The organism is Vibrio splendidus (assembly GCF_001557875.1).
In the GTDB taxonomy this organism is placed as follows: domain Bacteria; phylum Pseudomonadota; class Gammaproteobacteria; order Enterobacterales; family Vibrionaceae; genus Vibrio; species Vibrio splendidus_F.
This window is the reverse complement of the sequence record NZ_LNRF01000010.1, coordinates 53,750-71,282: the sequence shown is the minus strand read 5'-3', so window position 1 is coordinate 71,282 and position 17,533 is coordinate 53,750. Positions and strand designations below refer to the sequence as shown.

Annotated in this window: 10 protein-coding genes; 5 read left to right on the top strand and 5 right to left on the bottom strand. The window is 42.8% G+C overall.

The features are described from left to right. The first annotated feature begins 4 nt into the window (after nucleotides 1-4). Together ATB74_RS19255 and ATB74_RS19250 are read left to right on the top strand one after the other, a co-directional pair. Entirely contained in the window at nucleotides 5-1,360 is a 1,356-nt protein-coding gene (locus ATB74_RS19255; protein WP_061019472.1) for an MBL fold metallo-hydrolase, read from the top strand. 455 nt (nucleotides 1,361-1,815) lie between these two features. Then, nucleotides 1,816-3,363 carry an alanine/glycine:cation symporter family protein gene (locus tag ATB74_RS19250; RefSeq protein ID WP_017069529.1) on the top strand — a complete coding sequence of 516 codons (1,548 nt, stop codon included), beginning with the start codon at nucleotides 1,816-1,818 and terminating at the stop codon, nucleotides 3,361-3,363. A gap of 145 nt (nucleotides 3,364-3,508) precedes the next feature. Here ATB74_RS19250 and ATB74_RS19245 read toward each other — a convergent pair whose 3' ends face one another. From ATB74_RS19245 to guaB, 5 genes are all read right to left on the bottom strand, one after another. Further along, a complete protein-coding gene (locus ATB74_RS19245) occupies nucleotides 3,509-4,102 on the bottom strand; it encodes an acetate uptake transporter (RefSeq protein ID WP_010440610.1) in 594 nt (197 codons plus the stop codon). Nucleotides 4,103-4,765: 663 nt separating this feature from the next. Continuing rightward, entirely contained in the window at nucleotides 4,766-6,316 is a 1,551-nt protein-coding gene (locus tag ATB74_RS19240) for a Na+/H+ antiporter NhaC family protein (RefSeq protein ID WP_061019471.1), read from the bottom strand. A gap of 237 nt (nucleotides 6,317-6,553) precedes the next feature. After that, entirely contained in the window at nucleotides 6,554-8,266 is a 1,713-nt protein-coding gene (locus tag ATB74_RS19235; protein WP_061019470.1) for a chitinase, read from the bottom strand. 324 nt (nucleotides 8,267-8,590) lie between these two features. Continuing rightward, complete coding sequence (gene guaA / locus ATB74_RS19230) at nucleotides 8,591-10,144, bottom strand: glutamine-hydrolyzing GMP synthase (protein ID WP_019820323.1); 1,554 nt, start codon at nucleotides 10,142-10,144, stop codon at nucleotides 8,591-8,593. A gap of 365 nt (nucleotides 10,145-10,509) precedes the next feature. Further along, on the bottom strand, nucleotides 10,510-11,973 hold the full coding sequence (gene guaB, locus ATB74_RS19225; RefSeq protein WP_017062496.1) for an IMP dehydrogenase: 1,464 nt from the start codon (nucleotides 11,971-11,973) through the stop codon (nucleotides 10,510-10,512). Nucleotides 11,974-12,217: 244 nt separating this feature from the next. Between guaB and xseA the strand changes: the two genes are divergently transcribed. From xseA to ATB74_RS19210, 3 genes are all read left to right on the top strand, one after another. Beyond that, nucleotides 12,218-13,558: an exodeoxyribonuclease VII large subunit gene (gene xseA, locus ATB74_RS19220; RefSeq protein WP_061019469.1), complete on the top strand. Its 1,341-nt coding sequence runs from the start codon at nucleotides 12,218-12,220 to the stop codon at nucleotides 13,556-13,558. 684 nt (nucleotides 13,559-14,242) lie between these two features. Further along, entirely contained in the window at nucleotides 14,243-16,012 is a 1,770-nt protein-coding gene (locus ATB74_RS19215) for an EAL domain-containing protein (RefSeq protein ID WP_060983307.1), read from the top strand. 479 nt (nucleotides 16,013-16,491) lie between these two features. Beyond that, the gene (locus ATB74_RS19210) at nucleotides 16,492-17,523 is read left to right on the top strand and encodes an OmpA family protein (protein WP_060983306.1); all 1,032 of its coding nucleotides are present in this window, start codon (nucleotides 16,492-16,494) and stop codon (nucleotides 17,521-17,523) included. Nucleotides 17,524-17,533 lie beyond the last annotated feature (10 nt).

Genomic DNA, 17,533 nt, shown 5'->3' with positions numbered 1-17,533 from the left:
AACGATGGAAGTGATTCACCATGGTGGCAAACATACTGTCACAGGATCTTGTCACGAGCTAAGAGATTCAGGCCAAGCGGTACTCATTGATTGTGGCCTTTTTCAAGGTAAAGAGTCCCAAGGTGAAGATGCACGCCCTCTTGATATTGAATTTGAAACGTCCCACCTCAACGCTCTGCTGCTGACCCATACTCACATTGATCATATTGGCCGATTACCTTGGTTACTCGCCAGTGGCTTTAACCAACCTATTTATTGCACGCAAGCCACCGCTGAACTCGCCCCTTTAATGATTGAAGATGGCTTAAAACTGCAAGGACTCAGCAATAAACAATCAAAGCTGATACTCAAAAAAATTCATTCGTTAATGGCTCCCAAGCCTTACGGGGAATGGTTTCCAATCACATCTAAACAGCGAAACAACGGAAAGGATCATCATAGGCCAAGTACTCTGCATGCCCGTTTTCAACCCGCTGGGCACATCTTAGGTTCCGCCTATATCGAGATTAAGTTACCCAACAAAGAAGTAGTTGTGTTTTCTGGCGACTTGGGCCCGAGTAACACACCACTGCTGCCGGATCCTCAGCCACCACAGCAAGCTGATTATCTGTTTATCGAATCCACTTATGGCACCAGTACACATGATGATATTGCTACGCGATCTGAGCGTCTCAAGGCCATTATTGATCGTTCACTACTTGATGGTGGCGTTATTCTAATCCCGGCTTTTAGTATCGGCAGAACTCAGGAATTGTTGTTTGATATCGAACACCTGATCTTTGAGCATCAACTCAGCAGCGATATTCCTATTATTCTCGATTCTCCGATGGCTCAAAAAGTGACGCGTTCATACCGACGTTTTAAAGAGTTGTGGGGACAAGAAGCAAAGCAACGCCTTGAACTGAAACGCCACCCACTCGCTTTTGAGCAATGCATTACCGTTGATGGGCATAGAATGCACAAGAAAATCGTGAATCGCCTTAAGTCGACAGGTGAACCCGCGATTGTGGTCGCAGCTTCTGGAATGTGTCAGGGTGGCAGGATAATGAACTACTTATCGGCCTTGCTTCCCGATAAACGAACCGATGTAATTTTAGCGGGCTATCAAGCGCACGGGACGCTCGGACGAGAGCTGCAACAAGGCGAAATGCAGGTTTTTATTGATAACAAAGACGTTGAGGTTAACGCTCAAATTCATGGCATGTCTGGCTATTCTGCCCATGCAGATAAAGAGGATCTCTACCAATTTATAGAAGGCATCGCGACTCCACCGAAAGAGGTGCATTTGATTCACGGTGAGCCAAATACTCAGTCCGAATTCACTCAAGAATTACAAGAGCGAGGGTTCGTGGTTGTTTGAAACAGATATCAAATAAGTAACTTTTACTGATTAGACATTAAAGCCTTAGTTATCGAGCCTTCCAAAACTATAGTCTCTTAGACCTGCTAGCTCACACGATGCAGGTGATATATTCCAACCTAGTTATCCCTGCACTCCTACATCAGTCGTTCATGCTAAGCGACTTCAACTTCTGTTTGCCGCGATTTCGCTTCTTATGCGCACCTCAAATTCCTCTTTCTGTATTAATCACTATTTATTCACTTTGCAAAACACCAAAAATTACAACCAGTTGCATAACAAACTAAATAGAACGATTATCAAATTAGCACTAAGAGTTAACAAACACCCTCTACAACATGCTTTATGTCACAGTAATCCTAATGCGCAGTTAAATAATTTAACACTTGGGTTACAAGTGAAGTATTGTGTTGTTCGAAAAACAATCATAAGCAAAACTAACAGGGAAAATACTCATGCAGTCATTCGTTGATTTTTTGAATGGAATAATCTGGAGCCCAGTACTTATCTACCTATGTTTAGGTGCAGGTTTGTTCTACTCCATCATGACTCGATTTGTTCAAATCCGTCACTTCTTTGAAATGTGGCGCTTGCTACTATCGGGTAAAAGCTCATCAAAAGGCATCTCGTCTTTCCAAGCTCTAGCCGTTTCGCTATCTGGCCGTGTAGGTACAGGTAACATTGCTGGTGTTGCTGCTGCTATCGGTTTCGGTGGCCCAGGTGCAGTATTCTGGATGTGGGTTGTAGCCTTCTTTGGCGCCGCGACTGCTTACGCAGAATCTACGCTAGCGCAAATCTACAAAGAAGAAGATGAAGGCCAGTTCCGTGGTGGTCCGGCTTACTACATTGAAAAAGCAATGGGTCAGAAGTGGTACGCATGGATCTTCGCAATCGCGACTATTTTTGCATGTGGTATTTTGCTTCCAGGTGTTCAGTCAAACAGTATTGGTAATGCTGTAGAAGCTGCATTTGGCTCAGGTGACATGATTGAAACAGCTGTCGGTACATTCAGTTTCGCTAAAATTTTCACCGGTACTGTTGTTGCTATCATTCTTGCTTTCATCATCTTTGGTGGTGTTAAACGTATTGCGAACTTCACACAAATCGTTGTTCCTTTCATGGCATTGGCTTACATCATCATCGCGTTCGTTATCATTTTGCTAAACATCAGCCAAGTGCCAACGGTTTTCGCAATGATTGTTGGTGATGCATTCACACCTATGGCAGGCTTCGGCGCTGCAATTGGTTGGGGTGTTAAGCGTGGTGTTTACTCAAACGAAGCGGGTCAAGGTACTGGTCCTCACGCGGCAGCGGCTGCAAGTGTTGATCACCCAGCTCAACAAGGTTTGGTACAAGCGTTCTCTATCTACATCGATACACTTCTAGTATGTTCTGCTACAGCGTTCATGATCATCATCACTGGTGCTTACAACGTTCACGGCGGCGCTGAAGGCGTGTTCCTTGTTCAGAACCTAGCAGCAAACATCGGTGCGAATGGTCCTGTATTTACACAGCTTGCTATTGAAAGTGCGCTACCAGGCATTGGTAAGCCGTTCATCGCATTTGCTCTGTTCTTCTTTGCATTTACAACGATTCTTGCTTACTACTACATTGCAGAAACGAATATTGCTTACCTACGTCGTACCATCAAGATCCCTGGCATGATGTTCGTACTTAAGCTTGTTCTTATCACTGCAGTTTTCTATGGCACAGTTAAAACAGCGAACCTTGCATGGGCAATGGGTGACGTTGGTGTTGGCTTGATGGCATGGTTAAACATCGTAGGTATTCTGATCATCTTCTTCATGTCTAAGCCTGCGCTTAAAGCTCTAGCTGACTACGAAGAACAGCAGAAACAAGGCGTAACTGAGTACACGTTCAACCCTGTAAAACTAGGCATTAAAGGTGCAACTTACTGGGAAGAGAAGTATAAGCGTAAAACAGGCAAGTCTCCTGAAGCAGAAGCTGCAGACACTAAACCTGTAGAGCAACCTTCAGCTTAAGCTTTCCTTAGCAAATAGATCGCTTTAAAAGAATAGCGCTATTAATAACGCATAAAAAAGGGGTTAGCCATTTCGGCTAACCCCTTTTGTTTATTCATAACCAATAAACGGCTTATAACAAACTAACTGTTCCCGAGTTAGAGTATTAAGCAGCGATTTCTTGTGTTGCCATTTGAGGTGCTTTCTTCTCACCGATAGGCAGTACTGTACGGCCGTATTCGTTGTTGATTACTTGTGCCATTGCAAAGTAAATAGCTGAAGCACCACAGAAGATACCTTCAAAACCAGCGATAGTGCCGATTAGTTCGCTGCCAGTGAAATCACGAGCTGCAAGTAGGAAGAACAAGATAGTTAGTGAACCGAATACTACTTGCTTAGCCACTGGGTAGCATAGAGAGCCGATGAACATGAAGCCTGTGAAGATGCCCCATAGTAGTAGGTACCAACCCATGAATGCTGCAGGGCTTGCAGGTAGGCCCATGTAAGGCATCACGATTAAACCAACCAAAGACAACCAGAATAGGCCGTAAGAAGTAAACGCAGTTGTACCGAACGTGTCACCACGTTTGAAACACATTGTGCCCACGATAACTTGGCTCAAACCACCGTAAAAAATACCCATAGCAAGAATCATTGAATCGATTGGAAAGAAACCTGCGTTGTGGATATTAAGAAGAATAGTGGTCATACCGAAACCCATTAAGCCTAGTGGCGCTGGGTTAGCTAGTTTGGTCGACATTGCGAATTTACCTTATTAAAGTGGTTGATTAAAAAAAATCGATAAGATTTGTAAGAAAATTTTAATCCATAAACCGCTCAACTAGGTAATCCAGTTATCGAAAACTAAGATTGTGTAAATGATCCTATGGAAAATTAGTTTCATAACAATGCCAATCAATTCATAGAAGCTATAAGTGAGCGAATTCCCTGTCACGCTATAAAACAGATGCGAGTAACGAGATACGAGATGCGAAAAGAGTCTTTAGATTCGAGTAAGCGGGATACGAAGAGCGTGTTGAGATTGAAGTAAGTGATATGCATATGAAAAAGGTGCGGGTAACGAGATTCGGGATACGAAAAGAGTCTTTAGATTTGAGTAAACGCCCCATTAATAGCAAACGTAGGCAACAGAGGGCGAGCTCTTCGCTACTCGTTTACTCGCATCCCGTATCTATTCATTGAATCGTCATTCCAGAATCGAGGAACTAGATATCTGGAATCTCCTCTTAGACATAAGCACCGACGATAAACGCCAGAGATTAACTACGCTCATACCTCGCTATAGGGAATAACGGATAGAGTAAGAAAATATGAGGTAATAAAGTGACGAACGATAGGGAGCGAGCTTTTCGCTACTCGTTTACTCGCATCCCGTCTCTAGTCTCTCATTTGTAATCTTAAATTACGCTTGTTGAGCTTTAGAATCAGACACTTGAAATTGAACTTCTGATGAAGCATTTTTACTCGCATCGCGCTTGGCTAACAGCGTCACGATAATCAACTGAGCAACAAGAGCGCCCAACACTACCAATGCACTTCCCGTAAAGCCTGCGACTACAAAACTAATCAGAGCAATAGAGCCGTTCATTAATGCGTAAGGGAGCTGCGTCTTAAAGTGTTCAAACTGATCACACCCTGCCCCGGTTGAAGAAAGAATCGTGGTTTCAGAGATCGGTGAGCAGTGATCACCAAACAAGCCACCCGATAACACGGCACCAATTGCGACGAGAAGCGGAGCATCTATCGCAATCGCGGTTGGAATAACTAAAGGCATCATTATCGCGAAGGTTCCCCACGATGAGCCCGTTGCGAATGAAATAATGGCAGACAACAGGAACGCGACCGCAGGTACTAACCAGTATGGAAAACCACTCTGTGCTTGCTCAGCAATATAAGCCGCTGCACCCAGCTCTTTACCGACAGTGCTTAACGCCCAAGCTAATACCAAGATGATAGCTACAGGCATCATGTTTCCCATACCTTTTAAGTACACAGAAACACCATCTGAAAGCTTTCTTACACCGTAGTAAGCCATTAGCGAGATTAAGGTAATCGCGGCAAAGAAGTAAGCCGATGATAATGCCGCTCTGAACGATGAACCTGCGACCTTTTGGAACGGGAAGCCTTGTGGAACCAACATGGCGCACAACACCACCAGCATCACTAGAAGCGGTGCCCAGACAAAAGATGCCTTTGCATTTTTATGCGAGAACGGATTTAGTGATTCGTTATTCACGCCAGAGTTAATTCCCGCCTGGCAATCACGCTCGGCTTTTGCCATTGGTCCAAAGTCTAAACCTTTAACGGACACTAACGGAACGATGAAAATCGCGAGGAATGCGTAGAACTGAAAAGGAATTGCACCAATGAAAGCATCCCAGTCAGACATGTTGACATTCAACGCTGTAAACTCTTTTTGAATCAGACTCATAATGTAAACACCCCACCCAATGAAAGGGATAAGAATAGCAACGGGCGATGAGGTTGAATCAATGATGAATGCCAGCTTCTGTCTAGAAAGTTTCAGTTTATCGAAAAGAGGACGAAAAACAGGGCCAACAATTAAAGGGGTGCCTAAGTCTGAGAAAAATATAACGATTCCACCCAACCATGCTGACAATTGAGCTTGGCATTTATTGCTTACCCACTCCGTCACACGCTTGGCAAACGCAACTCCGCCACCAGACTTTTCCATCAAGGCGACAAAGCCACCGATGAATACCAACAGCATAATTACGCCAGCGTTGTAGCTATCAGTCAGCTGAGGCACTAGGTAGCCTTTCACCATGGTACCAAACGTATCAAGAGGGTTCAGTTCGCTAAACATTCCAGTGAGCATAGCTACACCACTGAGTACACCAGCAAAAAGGCCAATCACTACATTCCTTGTCGCCAACGACAACACCAAAGTAATAACAATGGGGATGAGTGACGTGATATCTGTCTGTTCCATAGGTAAACCTTAACCCTAAAATAAAGAATAAGTATAATTTAAAAGTGAATATAAATTCACACGAGGTATTTGTACAGGACTTTATTCTCTAAATGGAGAATTGGCATTCAGATAGGGTTGATAGCGTTGGATTCCTCGAGGAGAACTGAACAGAAACGCAAAAGCCGAAAGCAATCACTTTCGGCTTTGATTAGCCAGTTAAGTCACCTAAAGTAAGGTACTTAATGTATTGAGTAATTAATTACAGCTAATTTCATCCCAGAACCAATTTGACTGAACAGGGCTTTCCCATACGCCCGGGCCGTTTTTAGCCACGAAGCACTTGCCGTTATGCGTCACTTTGTCACCGTTACTCACTTGGCTAACGCCCGCTTGCCATGTGATGAACACCGATGGGTCAACGACGACAGGCGGTTCGGTAACAGGTGGTTCAACTGGTGTTGGGTCAACCGGAGCAGGCTCAACAGGTGTAGGATCGACTGGCGCAGGATCGGTGACTACCGGTGGTGTTGGCTCTCCAGCAATCAATTTCCAAGGGCCGCCATTGGCAGGATCATCTCCTTGTGTCCACCATTTCGCTTCGTAGGTTGCGCCATTATGAGTCACTTGTTCACCCGCATTGTAAACCTTGGTCGCACTCCAACCATTACCACCCGGATCAGTACCAGGGTCTACCGGATCAAGCTTATCGACCACTTTCACTTCGGGCCAGCTCGCATGAGAACCATAAAAGTTGGTCACACACTTCTCGTAATCGCCAGCCACCAGCGCTGAATATGCAGTTTGAAAACCAACCAACTCACATTCAAATGAGTATCCTTCCGGGCGGTCTGCGTAGTATTTCCAGTTACCATCCCAGTTGGTGTACAACACATCCGTTGCACCATTCAAGTTCAAGCTTCCGTAAGGCGTTTGCTGCCAACATGTATTGGCTTCATCTGCTTCTACAGGGATTTCATAGTGTGCTGCTAACCCTTCCCAGTAACGAATGCGGTTAACTGGTTGACCTTTATCTTTGTTCTGCTCACCACATTCAATACCACCATTAATCACGTTGATCGTGGTGCCAAATCCATAACCAATACCCGCATCCAATTCGCGTTGAGAGGGCGTCCAAGTGCGGTCGATGACATGCAGCATGGCTGGTTTAGGAGCTTGAGGGGTAAGGAAGAACCAGATAGCAGAAGCTAAGTTCAACCAAGAGTCCGCCACTAACCCCGGATTATTGAGAAGAACCGTCGCATCACCATCGAACATCACTTCAGAGAAAGCGCCGTAGTTAAAATGGTAAGAAAGCTGTTTAGCACCACGACCGAAGTAACCCTGCCCCGCAGCACATGGCCAACGTGCATTTTGCCAATCGTTCTGGCCACAACCCGTGGTGTAACCTTCTTGCCCTTCAGACCACCCCATTTCACGAACATGCACCAGCGCTTGCTGCCACTCTTCTAGAGCTAATGGGTTATCTGAGGTGTTGTCTATCGCGATGTGACCGCCCGTCTCTTGAGAGAAGTGAGCAAAAGCGGTGATGATGGATTTCTTGCAGATGGCATCTGAATCACGGCCATCAGTGTACTCTCCACAAAACGCAGGGAATTTACCAATCGCACGTAAGAAACGAGTGTAAGTGTATTCTGGTGCAGCCATCTGAGTAAGAAAATCCCATTCAGATTGAGGGAATACACGCTCAACCCGCTTTACGTTTTCAGGGTTGGAAGATAAACCGGGTTCAATCGCCTCAACGATGGTGTTCGAACGAGTTTGTAGAGCCTGTGACCAGATCGCATACATAGGGTCCGACGTTTTTGCTTGTTCAGCAGCTTGTAATGCCGACTTTTCAACAAGGTAACCATTCGGGTTTTGCGGATCAGGTTGAATGTTCAAAGACGCATAACTTTGCGCTGCCAATGTGCAGCCCAGTACTGTCGCCAAATATTTGATTTTTAACATGATGGGTTCTCTTATCTGTCCTTAATAAGTCCATCAAAGAGTATGCTTCACATGTGAAATGGCCTAGCTGTAGCTGTATGAATTTATAAAAAGTGCGAGTGATATTTTTTATATATAGCTCAACACAACAAAGCGTCTCATGGTTTCTTGAGCTGATATCTAGTTTCCAACTCATTTGGTTTCTAGGTATTGTTCATTTGATTTCGAGGTATTGCTCATAAGCCTTTAATGCAATGAATCAATATAATGAATCGAAAAGAAAAAAGCCCCGAACTGAGTTCGAGGCTTAAGGTTTTAATCAACGCTGGTTAAATCTCTAAGAGATTATTCCCACTCGATAGTTGCTGGTGGCTTACCAGAAATATCGTAAACAACACGTGAAATGCCGTTAACTTCGTTGATAATACGGTTAGATACCTTACCTAGGAAGTCGTATGGTAGGTGTGCCCAGTGAGCAGTCATGAAGTCGATAGTTTCTACAGCACGTAGAGATACAACCCAATCATACTTACGGCCATCGCCCATTACGCCAACTGAACGTACTGGTAGGAATACCGTGAATGCTTGAGATACTTTGTGGTAAAGGTCAGCAGCGTGAAGCTCTTCAATGAAGATAGCATCAGCACGACGCAGTAAATCACAGTATTCTTTCTTCACTTCGCCAAGTACACGAACACCTAGACCTGGACCCGGGAATGGGTGGCGGTAAAGCATGTTGTATGGAAGACCAAGCTCCAGACCGATCTTACGTACTTCATCTTTAAATAGCTCACGTAGAGGCTCAACAAGGCCCATTTCCATATCATCAGGAAGGCCACCAACGTTGTGGTGAGATTTGATTACGTGTGCTTTACCTGTCTTAGATGCAGCAGACTCGATTACGTCTGGGTAGATAGTACCCTGAGCAAGCCATTTAGCATTCTTCAGTTTCTTAGACTCTTCATCGAAGATATCTACGAATACGTGACCGATGATCTTACGCTTAGCTTCTGGTTCAGCTTCGCCTTCAAGAGCGTCAAGGAAACGTTGCTCAGCATCTACTTTGATGATGTTTAGGCCAAACTTGTTGCCGAACATCTCCATAACCTGCTCTGCTTCGTTTAAACGAAGAAGGCCGTTATCTACAAATACACATGTTAGTTTGTCGCCGATAGCGCGGTGAGCAAGCATCGCAACTACAGATGAATCAACACCACCAGAAAGACCAAGGATAACTTCGTCGTCACCTACTTGTTCTTTAATACGTGCAACTGCATCTTCAATGATTGAAGCTGAAGTCCACAGACCTTCACAACCACATGCGTTAAGAACGAAGTTCTCAAGCATTTTTAGGCCGTTCTTAGTGTGTGTTACTTCTGGGTGGAATTGTACGCCGTAGTACTTCTTCTCTTCGTTTGCCATTGCAGCGTATGGGCAAGTGTCTGTTTCAGCGATCTTTGTGAAATCAGCAGGGATCTCCACCACTTTGTCACCGTGGCTCATCCAAACATCTTGAGTAGACTCAAGGTCAGCGAAAAGTGCAGATTCACCAGTCACTTGTACAGCAGCGTAGCCGAACTCGCGCTCAGTAGACGTTGCTACTTTACCGCCAAGTTGCTCAGCCATAGTTTGCATGCCGTAGCAGATACCGAATACAGGAACACCTGAATCAAATACGTACTGAGGTGCACGTGGAGAGTTCTCTTCCGTTACACTTTCAGGGCCACCAGATAGGATGATACCGTCTGGATTGAATTCACGAATATCCGCTTCTTCTACGTCCCAGCTCCAAAGTTCACAGTAAACACCGATTTCACGAATACGACGAGCTACTAGCTGTGTGTATTGAGAACCGAAGTCCAGAATTAGAATACGTTGGTCATGAATATTTTTAGTCATTGTAAGCAGTCTTATTGGCTATGTGATAAAACGGAGGCGAGTTTACTCACCTCTGATTAACTCTTCAAGAAATAAAGCAAACGTTTTCGTTGGTTATCTATAAGGCGATGTTTTGTGAGAATCACTCTCTAAACAAAACAGGCGGTAGATATAATACCAATCACAGTAAGTAAGTGTTCAGGAATAGCGCAGGAAAAAAGCTTGAGAACAAGGCAGAATTTTCTGATAAGTAGTTATTCTACAATCAAAAATTCTAACGAAGTTATCGAGGTTTTTAACAAGCTAGGATGACCAGTTATTTACTACGATTGGTATAATAATGTGCCGACTAAATCAGCACATTATTCAAACGTTTGGACGTATTATTAACCTAAACGGTAGTTAGGTGCTTCTTTCGTGATTTGAACATCGTGTACGTGAGATTCTTTCATGCCCGCACCAGAGATACGAACAAACTCAGCTTTAGTACGCATGTCTTCAACAGTTGCAGAACCCGTTAGGCCCATGCTTGAGCGTAGACCGCCCATCTGTTGGTGAACGATCTCTTTTAGACGACCTTTGTATGCGATACGACCTTCAATACCTTCTGGAACAAGCTTGTCTGCAGCGTTGTCAGATTGGAAGTAACGGTCAGAAGAACCTTGAGACATAGCGCCAAGAGAACCCATACCACGGTAAGACTTGTAAGAACGACCGTTATAAAGAATAACTTCACCCGGTGCTTCTTCAGTACCCGCGAACATTGAACCAACCATCACACAAGATGCGCCAGCAACGATAGCTTTACAGATATCGCCAGAGAAGCGGATACCGCCATCTGCGATTACTGGAATACCGTATTCATTAGCGACTTCAGCTGCGTCTGCGATTGCTGTTACTTGAGGAACACCAACACCAGTAACGATACGAGTCGTACAGATTGAACCCGGGCCGATACCTACTTTAACCGCACTAACACCCGCTTCAATAAGAGCACGAGCGCCAGCGCCAGTTGCTACGTTACCACCGATGATTTGTAGATCTGGGTATGCAGCGCGAGTTTCGCGGATACGGTTAAGTACGCCTTCAGAGTGACCGTGTGAAGAGTCGATAAGTAGAACGTCTACGCCAGCTTCAACTAGAGCAGCAACGCGCTCTTCGTTACCAGCACCAGCACCAACAGCTGCACCTACACGTAGGCTGCCGCGCTCATCTTTACAAGCGTTTGGTTTACGTTCTGCTTTGTGGAAATCTTTTGCAGTGATCATTCCAGTAAGTTGGAAGTCGTCATTTACAACAAGAACTTTTTCAACACGCGCTTCGTGCATTTTCTCTTGAACTTCTTCACGAGTTGCACCTTCTTTAACAGAAGCAAGGCGAGCTTTAGGCGTCATTACTACATCAACTTTCTTAGAAAGGTCAGTAACAAAGCGAACGTCACGGCCAGTAATAATACCAACAAGTTCGTTTGTTTCAGTAACAACAGGGAAACCGGCAAAGCCGTGTTTTTGGGTAAGGGCTACAACATCAGCGATTGTCGCGTCAGGGCTTACAGTTACTGGGTGAGAAACCACACCAGCTTCGTAAATTTTAACCTGGCGAACCATTTCAGCTTGCTGCTCGATTGACATATTCTTATGAATAAAGCCAATGCCACCTTCTTGCGCTAGGGCAATTGCTAGGCGTGCTTCCGTAACAGTATCCATCGATGCAGAGATCATTGGGATGTTTAAAGAAATGTTTTTCGTTAACTGAGTGCGAAGATCAGCTGTGTTCGGAAGAACGGTTGAGTGTGCTGGGACGAGTAAAACGTCATCAAAAGTTAAAGCTTCTTTTGCGATTCGTAGCATTTGCAATATCTCACAACAAAGGTGTTAAAAGGAGTAAACCCAACTTTATCGTTTCGCATAATAAAGTGATTTGGATTTGATATTGCAGACGGATTATACGCACGGCGAAATCGCTTGGCTACACATTTTTGTACTTTTAATTTGCATTTACCCCCTTGCTATGTATTATATTGCCGCTATCTTCCATACTCACGCCCTGTGAGATTCCAAGAAAGACCTTCCTTCAAGGAAAGATAGTGCTTTTATGACTAATCCAAACATCTTTACTGTTTCTCGCCTCAACTCAGAGGTTCGTCTCCTATTAGAAAACGAAATGGGAATAGTCTGGCTCGTTGGTGAAATCTCAAACTTCTCTGCACCTGTATCTGGTCACTGGTACCTCACGCTTAAAGACTCTCGCGCTCAAGTTAAGTGCGCCATGTTTCGTGGCAATAACCGCCGTGTCACTTTTAAGCCCCAGAACGGTAATCAAGTGTTAGTCAAAGCCCGCCTGTCTCTTTATGAGCCACGCGGTGACTATCAACTGATCATCGAAAGCATGCAGCCAGAAGGTGACGGTAAGCTTCAGCAAGAGTTTGAAAAGCTGAAGATGAACCTTGCCGCAGAAGGCCTGTTTGCTCAATCGAGTAAGCAACCGCTTCCTGAGCATCCAAAGCGCGTTGGTGTTGTCACCTCTAAAACCGGTGCAGCTCTCTACGATATCTTGGACGTACTTAAGCGCCGTGATCCTTCGTTACCTGTGGTGGTGTACCCAACCATGGTTCAAGGCGAAGAGGCGGCGATTCAGATTGCTCAGGCGATTGGACGTGCCAATGAGCGTAATGAGTGTGATGTGTTAATCGTCGGCCGTGGTGGCGGCTCACTGGAAGACCTATGGTGCTTCAATAACGAGATCGTAGCCCGCACAATTGCAGCAAGCCAGATCCCGATTATCAGCGCAGTTGGCCACGAAGTTGATGTCACTATCGCCGATTTCGTCGCAGATATGCGTGCTCCAACGCCGTCAGCGGCTGCAGAATTGGTTAGCCGTGACAACAGTCATAAAGAGCAAGCTTTTGCCTCTAAACGTGCTCGCTTGGTAAGTGCTATTCGTCATGTGTTAATCAGACAAGCACAATCCACTCAAACGTTGAAATACCGCTTAGAGAAGCAACACCCGAGCTACCAACTGCAAAAGCAGAGTCAGCAGCTTGATGACCTAGACATGCGTTTGCGTCGTGGTATGACTCAATACCTAAAACAGCATGCACAGCGTGTTGAACGCAAACAGCACCAGCTTCAGCTGAACTCGCCAGTAAAACGCCTTGGTGAACAGAAACTGCATCTGCAACGCTCTGAGCAAAAGCTACTGGATGCGATGGATAAAACCTTGCTGACCACTCGCCACCAACTAGCCATGGCTGCCGAGAAGTTAGAAACCGTTAGTCCACTAGCAACCCTAAAGCGTGGCTATAGCATTACTCATTCAGCATCGCGTAAGACTGTGTCATCGATTAACGATGTTGAGGTGGGCGAAGTGATTACCACTCAAGTAGAAGATGGTGTGATTGAATCGCAAGTGACTGCGAAAAGCGGTGGCAGCTAATATTTTACTGGGCACAACATCAATGTAAATTTATAAAGGAGCCCTATACAATTCGATAGGGCTTTTATATTTTGACAATAAGTTCCAAACATCAGACTTAAATCGGTTCTAGATACTAAGTAAAAGTCACTTATCGCACAATAAAATAACCAACTTCCCTTAGAGTGAAAGCTAACTTGCGCTCCAACTTTCTTGTTCCCGCTGATCCCGCCCTAGCACCAAGATAATCCAAAACATCGCTTTACTATCCATAAAAACGCACTCTCATTTAGGCAAATTTATATGGTCGCTTTATTGTATTGCTAAAGGGTGGGTAAGAAATGTTGCACAAAATTAGCCTATTGAAGATAGCCTGAAGTTACTTAGTTTTTGCCTATATTAGCTACTTACACTCACACTAATCTTAGTAAAACAGTCTAAAGATTGTGTTGATGTTTTGCGAAATATCATAATGTGCCAAAACCAAAGTCACCAACAAAAAAGTAAAGTCCAATTACATGATTTTACATCCAACACCACCCTCAAACATAATCCGCCAAAAAACAAAAACAAACTTAGTGCTGAGCTGAACTATCACTCTTCCTTGACAAAAGTGTGATCTAGACCAGCTATAACCATCGTCAATTTACGATTGATAATCTGTTACAAGTAAAGAGCCTGATTTATAAGTAAGGGGGGTGTCAAATGTATAAATATTCACTTAACCATGAAAGTGACGAATACATTATACAAGCCGAATTTGCACGCAAAACAATTTCAATTACTTCAAAAGTGAAGAAGAAAAGCTTCAATCTCACTATTTCTGAGAAAGAGGCTGTAATACTAGAGGCAATTCTGAATAGTAGCAGCCCACTTTCACCAGTATCCGCACGCGATATCGAGCAGTACTATTTACTCAAGACAGGGATAGAACTGCACTTTAATTCATTAAAGAATACTATTGCATCTCTTAGGAAGAAGTTTCATACACTCCTCACCTATTTCTATCAGAGTCTTCCATATAAGAGTGATCGATTCATTTTGAATATGAATCGAAAAGGATATTTCTGGGTTCTAAACGAAGCCAAAAGCATACCAAAGTTAAACAATGAACAATTGTCTATTCGTCTACCTTGGTATCGAACTTATGGCCAACTGCTTACTCTACTTAGCTGCAATATTAAACCAAGTAGCGTAATTAAAGCACTATTATGGCCGCTACTCATAACTGTATCTATATATGCTTTGCAGGCTTTACTTATCGTAACGATGTTTAACTCATACTCGATGGACGCAACAAACACCCTTCTCAAATTTCAAGAGTTTGGTTGTGACAAGCCACCAGCCTTACTTCATCGCACCCTGAGGCAAGGAAAAAATATAGATTCGGTTTACTATATATCAAACACGGGAGCCAAGTGCTTTATCAACCCAAGTTCAATATTAGAACCATCTCAATATTCATTTTTAAAATGGTTTTCCAATCATGAAGGCTTCTTTTATACGAAAATAACATCCGATGATAGTGTGGTATGGGGGCGTTTTACTCGATCAAAAATTCATGCCCGTTATAAACTATATATGATTCCCTACTTAACAGATAGAGTGGAAATATATAAAAATGGGCATCTATTGAATACTTTTGATAACACTAAATCTACAGGTAATCTAAATAGATTCTTTAAATATAACGCAAAAAACAGCACTAGTATTGAGCTATTTTCAGATTACTTATACGAGAGGTTTTTGTTAATCCTACTATGTATCCTAGTAATTCAACAAAGGAAGTTAATTATTTCATTGACTCACCTTATAACTCAATGTGCTCGCTTAGAAGTAACGTTAGATCCTGTTATGGATAGAGCAACGGAACAGGTTCTATATTATGAACTACAGAGTTTTACGAACAGATGGAAAGATACAAACTCACAAAAACCAAATAATAACTCACACTGGAATTACATATATACTCTATTCCTATTAGGCACCATATCCAACTTCACTAGTGCTCGAAAAGTTGGTCTTAAAATATGCTCATCAGTGTTCGAGTCTAGATTAAAATCGGATAAGGTAAAAGAAATTATCACTAAAATGAATCAAGATCTTTTGATTATAGAACTATGGGATCAACATGGATTTCATTACAACAAACAAGCTATAGAATGTATAAAGAAGTTAAAAACCTGCAACCGTGTCAAGATAGCTATGACTGATTTTGGGGTAGAAAATAATCACATCCAAAACATAGCCCAAATTAAACCAGATTTTGTCAAAACAAATAGACATCTAACATCTAAAGCTGTTGCCCAAGAACATAAGTCTCTTGTTCACATAGAGACATTAAATACATTACATTCCGTATGTGACGTATATGATGTAATTATCATCTATACAGGTGTAGATGACGAAAAAATTTCGAATTCATTATTTGAAATGGAAGGTTACTACCAACAAGGAAAAATGTTCAATTACTAATACAGTTCTTTACTAGCTCTTATTTTATGAGGTTCCACTTCTGATACTCAATTCAGAGTGGAACAAATTATTAATTAGAAAAGTTCAAAAAAACCAACATTAACATCGCTACAAACTCCTTTTACTGATGATAGCTTGAATTATCCGTCATGCAATATGGATAGTTAAATCCTCCCCCGCACCTAAAAAGCATCCGACTCCCCATTGAATAAATAAGCCACCGAATCATTTATAAACTCAAGAGAATGCTATCGGATTATCTAATTTTTATTTAGATAAATATCTAATTTTATATATTTATTCGTTAACAAGTTTATATTAAAGATTCTTATCGTGATTGGTTGAGCTTTCACTTACCTTCACTATGAATATGTCGCTATGACATCAGTGGTTTTTCGATTTTACTATTATAAAGAATTTTGTTCTTTTAATAGAAATCGAATTATAAAAATCATAAAAAAACAAAGGACTAGTAAAATATGAAATTTGACAAATTGATGCTGATAATTGGCATTCATTTTTCTTCTGGAGCAATGGCCATTAATGGAATTCATATTGAAGATGAATTTTATGTTGGTGGGAAAGTCGGGGCAACAAAACTAAACATAACTTGTTCTAATGGCTATAGCTCATGTGATGACGATGATTTGGGTGCTGGTCTTTATGCTGGCTATCAAATAAAAAATTGGCTTGCTGTCGAAGGTGGTTATAACTACTTAGGTAGCTTCGATGCTACATACCTGTCTCAAAATAAGCTAGATGCGACAATTCAGGATATTGATTTAGGAATTAAAGCCGACTACGGACTGACTGAAAAGTTAGCATTATACGGTAAAGTCGGTAGTGCCTATTCAATAATTAATAAATCAATAAAAAATGGGGCAACCCAATACTCAGAAGAAAAAGAGTCAGACTTTGCCTTATTGTTAGCAACGGGTCTCGATTACCGATTAAATCGAAATTGGAATACTAGGTTGAGCTATGAATACGTCAATAATATCGACAGAGATACTGACCTTCACTTCCTAAACCTAGGGATAGATTATCGCTTTGGAAATAGTGCTCCACAACGTGAGTTAGAACCGACTCCAACTCCCCCTCCTCCAGTTGTTGTTGAGCCTAAGCAGCCTCAAGTTGTGGAGCACTTTACACAGGAGTTGAGCAGTTATAGCAACGACTCTTTATTTGAGTCGAATAGCGCTAATTTAACCTTCTCACTTCGTGAACAACTCAGACCTATGCTAAAGCGATTGAGAGCATACCCAACCTCAACAGTAGAAATTACAGGTTATACGGACAGCACAGGAGCGTCTAATTATAACCAGCGTCTCTCAGAACAACGTGCAAAAGCCGTTGCACAATTTTTCATACAAGAAGGGATCGACACCAGTCGTATTACAACCCGAGGTTATGGAGAACTATTTCCAATATCTTCCAACGATACAGAAAGTGGCCGTGCTAGAAACCGACGTGTTGAGTTGAACTCTCCGAAGCTAACTATAAAAAAATAACAATAATAGA

Coding starts and splice junctions, on each gene's coding strand:
- ATB74_RS19255 (WP_061019472.1), top strand. CDS start 5: ATGGAAGTGATTCACCATGGTGGCAAACATACTGTCACAGGATCTTGT.
- ATB74_RS19250 (WP_017069529.1), top strand. CDS start 1,816: ATGCAGTCATTCGTTGATTTTTTGAATGGAATAATCTGGAGCCCAGTA.
- ATB74_RS19245 (WP_010440610.1), bottom strand. CDS start 4,102: ATGTCGACCAAACTAGCTAACCCAGCGCCACTAGGCTTAATGGGTTTC.
- ATB74_RS19240 (WP_061019471.1), bottom strand. CDS start 6,316: ATGGAACAGACAGATATCACGTCACTCATCCCCATTGTTATTACTTTG.
- ATB74_RS19235 (WP_061019470.1), bottom strand. CDS start 8,266: ATGTTAAAAATCAAATATTTGGCGACAGTACTGGGCTGCACATTGGCA.
- guaA (WP_019820323.1), bottom strand. CDS start 10,144: ATGACTAAAAATATTCATGACCAACGTATTCTAATTCTGGACTTCGGT.
- guaB (WP_017062496.1), bottom strand. CDS start 11,973: ATGCTACGAATCGCAAAAGAAGCTTTAACTTTTGATGACGTTTTACTC.
- xseA (WP_061019469.1), top strand. CDS start 12,218: ATGACTAATCCAAACATCTTTACTGTTTCTCGCCTCAACTCAGAGGTT.
- ATB74_RS19215 (WP_060983307.1), top strand. CDS start 14,243: ATGTATAAATATTCACTTAACCATGAAAGTGACGAATACATTATACAA.
- ATB74_RS19210 (WP_060983306.1), top strand. CDS start 16,492: ATGAAATTTGACAAATTGATGCTGATAATTGGCATTCATTTTTCTTCT.